Source organism: Pseudomonadota bacterium, assembly GCA_026388215.1.
GTDB lineage: Bacteria > Desulfobacterota > Syntrophorhabdia > Syntrophorhabdales > Syntrophorhabdaceae > JAPLKF01.
Genome location: JAPLKF010000091.1, coordinates 1 through 4,641, shown reverse-complemented (window position 1 = coordinate 4,641; position 4,641 = coordinate 1). Strand labels below are relative to the sequence as shown.

Sequence of the window (4,641 nt, the reverse complement as noted above, 5' to 3'; positions counted from 1 at the left end):
ATTGCCTGCGGGGCTATTTCAGGATGGCATAGTCTTGTGTCCACTTCAGGGACTGCCCGTCAGTTAGAGAATGAACTGGATGCCCGCCCGGTTGGGGGTGGCGTGATGTTCGTAGAGATGATGCTTGCTTTATTCGCTCTGGTTATTGCCGGGACTATTTTTACTTCATCTGCTGAATATGGAACTGCTATTGTCAAAGGACCAGGGGCAATCTTTGCAGGAGGGGTTGCGAAATTCCTGGGTGCCCTGGGACTTCCGGCTACAATAGGCCGGTCTTATGGTAGCGTCATGATGATTGTTCTCGCTATTACAATCATGCAACTGGTAATCAGGTTTATGAGGATTGCAACCTCAGAATTACTGAGCGATGTAAGCCCTGTCTTCAGAAATGCCCACATTGGGACAATCATCGCCAGCCTTCTCGGAATGATTCTTGTTTTGACAGGTTGGTGGCAATACCTCTGGGTACTATTTGGAGGTGCGAACCAGTTGATGGCATCCCTTGCCTTGATGCTTGTAACAGTGTGGTTAATGTCTGAAGGCAAACCGACTGCATGGGTATTTTATCCAATGATCTTTATGTTTATTACGACCATCGCTGCACTGATCTATACGTCCTATAGCTTGCTTCAGAAGGTATTGTCAGGGGCAGTGAAAGGAGAGGCACTGATAGGAAATACATTGATGGGACTTGTGGGGCTATTCCTGGTTCTCGCTGCCCTCGTTTTGGGCACTGAGGGGTTGAAGGCTTTCAAGAGATATAGGGCTATAAGGAGAGAGGCTGCTGCGGCAAAGGCATGAAACAGTGATGAGTTAATGGGAGAATGGGGGATGAGGGTGTAGGGTATTTACTCATAATATTAATTAAAAGGAGAAGGACATAATGTCAGAAGGTGAGAAGAAGAAAGGTGGTTTTTTTCAGGCAGTTAAAGAATTTATATACGGCGTAGCGGCTCATGACTCGGCACGATTTGCAATGAAGTCAAGGGCGAGCATGGAACATCTTTTTATCCTGATTACCATGGGAGATATGCTGGGTGTTCCTATTCTGCCACCGTACTATTCATTAAGGCTATTGCCTTATGTAGTTCCACAAATCTCCACCTGGAAGCGGAGGATGCTCCGGGAAAAAGATTTAACCGATGCGTTAGCATGAAAAAGGGTTCGAGGATTCGAGAGTTCCAGGGTTCGAGCAAAAATCACTTGACCCCTGGAATCCTTAGATTTTCACTTATTATAGAAAGGGGTGATTGATATTTCTCTCGCAAAAATATTTGACCAATATCCGGATCGGCATTATATAATGTTTGGCGGCAAGGGAGGTCTTGGAAAGACTACCTTTTCCGCAGCTACAGCTTACTATCTGGCAAAACAGGGAAAACGCGTCCTGGTATTTTCTGTCGACCCACAGGCATCCTTAAGCGACATATTTAAGAGGGACATCTTTGGAAAGGGACCGACAGAGATTATGCCGAATCTCTATGCACAGGAGATTGATGCAGACCATCGTGTCAAGGAATATCAACAGGAGATCAGACAGAAGATCCTTGATATGTATAGAATGGATAAGATTCCAGAAGAGATAGAAAGCTATATCCAGGCAGCGGCTGCAGAGCCTGCCATGGAGGAGAGCGCTATCTTTGATGAAGTTGTGGATATCGTGGTGAAAGGTGGATATGACTACTACATCTACGACCTGGTGCCATTAGGCCATGCCCTGTATTATCTTAGTATGGCATCCGTTTACGATGAATGGATTGACAAGATCACAAATCTCCGTCAGCAGATGAGGGAATATGACCAGGTGGCAGCAGTGATACGTCATGAGAAGGAAATAGATGAAGATGCCATACTGAATGAACTCCTCTATATTAAGGAGCGCATCAACAAATCCTCCGGTATTCTCACTGATAAAGAGAAGACGGCCTTCTTTTTTGTGGTGACAGCAGAGGAGATGGTCATTAACGATACTGTCAAGGCAGCGGAGCTTTTTGCCAAGTTTGATGTCCCCATGAGCGGCTATATTGTCAACCGGGTCTTATCTCAAGAACTGAAGGGCCAGCACATACCTGAGTACCTGAAGAACCGCCTCACAATGCAGGAACATTATCTTCAGGTAATCAATGATACCTTCAAAAATCAGATACTGGCTTATGTTCCTGAGATGGAAAGGGATGTAACGGGGCTTCAGATGATTGAAAATTTAGCAAAGCGCATGTTTTAATAGATTAACTGAAGATAGCCAAGGAGTCTAACAATGGATCAAATTACTGTTAGTATGACCAAATATATAAAGGACCACCCCAGGCTCAAGTACATCTTTTTTGGAGGAAAGGGCGGGGTAGGAAAAACAGTCATGGCAGGGACAGCGGCACTGTGGGCTGCGAAGCAAGGAAAAAGGGTGCTCCTTGCCTCTACTAACCCTGTCCACAGTCTCTCAAATCTCTTAGAGCAGGATGTTTTCGGAAAGGTTGCTACCGTCTGTGGCGAAGAGAAGTGTTATGCCCTTGAAATCGATACAAAGGACACGATTGAGAGGTCCAAGCAGGAAATCCGCGAGAAAATCAACTGGTTTCTCAAATTTGCAGATTTAACGACAAAGGCGGACGATTTTATAGAAACTGCAACGATGAACCCCGCCTTTGAAGAGTCTGCCATGTTTGAAAATATGACCGACCTTATGTTTAAAGACGAGTACGATTTCTATGTCTTTGATACTGCACCCACAGCAAATGCAAGGCGGCTCCTCGGGATGTCCAAGGTCTATTCCCTCTGGGTGGGAAAGATGCTGAAAAGCAGGGATGAAGCAAAAACGTTGAGAGAAACGCTCTCCTTTACGAAGAAGAAAGAGGCTGACCCACTTATGGACTACCTCTTAAGCTTTAAAGACAGAATGGCAAAGGTACAAAGTCTGTTGACGGACGATAACCTTACAGCTTTCTTTTTTGCAACACTGCCTGAGGCGCTTCCAATTGCTGTTATTACAAGGTTTATTAACTGGTTCTATGAATTCGGGATACCTGTGGGTGGTGTTGTAGTTAATGGCATCATCCAGAAGGACCAGGTCGCGGATGATGCACCAGAGTTTGTCCGTAATCGTGTTGAGATGCAGGATGGACACATGGAAGAGATATGGAAGATATTCGGAGAGAAGGTAAGGGCGGTTATCCCGCTCTTCGAGACAGAGGTCAAAGGAGCACATATGCTGAACAGGATGATCGACTACCTGTTTGTGCCATAAATATAAATAAAGGGTTCGAGGAGTCGAGGCCCGCCCTGCCAAACCGCAGGTCTTGGCCAGGGGTTCAAGGGTTCAAGGGGATTCATAGTTAACATTTTTCAAATTATGTAATATTTACCCCGTTTTTTTTCAAAAGACATCTGAAGGCATTATTTCCAACTCCTGTAAATTTACTTGTTTTTTTCATTTTAGAGGGTTAGGATTTTTCATACAAAGGAGGAGGACAGAAGGCTGATGAATAAAAAAACTGATAATTCACCTGTGACCACAGAGCCTATACAGAACCCATAGAACATGAGTTTAAAACGCTAATGGGAGGATAAAACAGCTTTGACAAATAACACTAAATCGCGCATGCGAAACGATATTGGAAAGGAAAGGATTGTTATCTATCAGACAGAGGACGGAAAGACAAAGCTGGAGGTCAGATTGGAGCAGGAGACGATCTGGTTAGATGCCCATCAAATGGGTCTACTTTTTGAGAGAGATCGTTCTGTTATCGTTAAACATGTTCGGAATATTTATAAGACTGTCGAGTTGTTACCTGATTCAACCTGTGCAAAAAATGCACAGGTTGCCGCTGATGGAAAAATTCGTGTAATGGACCTTTACAATCTCGACATGGTCATATCAGTCGGATACAGGGTTAATTCTCTGCGCGGTACCCAATTCCGTATATGGGCTACACAAGTTTTAAAAGACCATATTCTCAAAGGCTACTCCATAAATGAAAAACGGCTTCGCGAAGAGAACAAACGCCTTAAAGAACTACAACAAGCTATTGACCTCCTTGGACGGATCGTGGAGGAACGGCAACTGGCCGGACAGGAGACAGAGGGTCTTCTTAAAGTAGTAACCGACTACTCCCAAGCCCTCAGACTCCTCGATGACTACGACTACAACAGACTCGCCGTTGCCGATACGACGGAAGAGGCCCGGTTCGTCATCACCTATGAAGCAGCACGCAACGCCATAGACCGGCTCACCAAGGAATCTGGTGTCGACGGGAGCTCCCTGGTCGGCCGCGAGAAAGATGATTCTTTCAAAAGCTCCATTGGCGCTATCTATCAGACCTTTGACGGAAAAGGACTGTATCCGAGTATCGAGGAGAAAGCAGCGCACCTTCTCTATTTCGTCGTGAAAAACCATTCATTTGTGGATGGGAACAAACGGATTGCAGCGTCGCTCTTCCTGTGGTTTCTCGATGCCAACGGCATTCTCTACCGGCCCGATGGGGCAAAGCGGATAGGCGACAATGCCCTTGTTGCCCTTACGCTTATGATTGCAGAGAGCAGGCCCGAAGAGAAAGATATCATGATTAAGGTGGTTGTGAACCTTATAAACAGAAGGAATTAAATGGAGAAATAGCTTTACCACCTTGTTTGTTTACTTGTTTTTTT

General features: G+C 45.2%; 5 protein-coding genes. All 5 read left to right on the top strand.

Features of this window, described 5'->3' with window-relative positions:
* Nucleotides 1–801: hypothetical protein (locus NTU69_05465; GenBank protein ID MCX5802967.1), on the top strand; the 801-nt coding region annotated here is incomplete at its 5' end.
* Nucleotides 802–883: 82 nt separating this feature from the next.
* The gene (locus NTU69_05460; GenBank protein MCX5802966.1) at nucleotides 884–1,156 is read left to right on the top strand and encodes a hypothetical protein; all 273 of its coding nucleotides are present in this window, start codon (nucleotides 884–886) and stop codon (nucleotides 1,154–1,156) included.
* Between the two features lie 90 nt (nucleotides 1,157–1,246).
* On the top strand, nucleotides 1,247–2,224 hold the full coding sequence (locus NTU69_05455; protein ID MCX5802965.1) for a TRC40/GET3/ArsA family transport-energizing ATPase: 978 nt from the start codon (nucleotides 1,247–1,249) through the stop codon (nucleotides 2,222–2,224).
* Between the two features lie 33 nt (nucleotides 2,225–2,257).
* Complete coding sequence (locus NTU69_05450) at nucleotides 2,258–3,241, top strand: TRC40/GET3/ArsA family transport-energizing ATPase (protein MCX5802964.1); 984 nt, start codon at nucleotides 2,258–2,260, stop codon at nucleotides 3,239–3,241.
* Between the two features lie 354 nt (nucleotides 3,242–3,595).
* Nucleotides 3,596–4,597, top strand: a complete 1,002-nt coding sequence (locus NTU69_05445) for a virulence protein RhuM/Fic/DOC family protein (protein ID MCX5802963.1) — start codon at nucleotides 3,596–3,598, stop codon at nucleotides 4,595–4,597.
* Nucleotides 4,598–4,641 lie beyond the last annotated feature (44 nt).